At 55.9% G+C, this 270-nt stretch carries 1 protein-coding gene; it reads right to left on the minus strand.

The features are described from left to right. The coding region (locus KZZ04_RS19350; protein ID WP_219423893.1) for a hypothetical protein at positions 1–270 on the minus strand (270 nt) is incomplete at both ends.

Genomic DNA, 270 nt, shown 5'->3' on the forward strand with positions numbered 1-270 from the left:
CTTTCGTACTCGGTGAGGTCGGCCTCGATGTTTGCCATTGCAGTGTCATGTGTTTTTGAAACTTTCTTGCGCTCTTTCAGGTTGCGCCGATAGTCGGTCTCCGCCAGGCGCTTGGCTTGCATACTGTTCGCGAGTGAATCCAGTGGCCTGGCAGATTTTGGCATGCCGCCTCTGAGTTTGGGCGCCAGGTCAAAATGCCACTTACCCTGCGCGTCGCGTGTGATGGGCGGTGCTGTACGTGCCTTGTTGTGTTCATCGATGACGTAGGCG

Origin of the sequence: Pseudoalteromonas sp. CR1 (assembly GCF_019392235.1) — a bacterium.
Classification (GTDB): Bacteria; Pseudomonadota; Gammaproteobacteria; order Enterobacterales; family Alteromonadaceae; genus Pseudoalteromonas.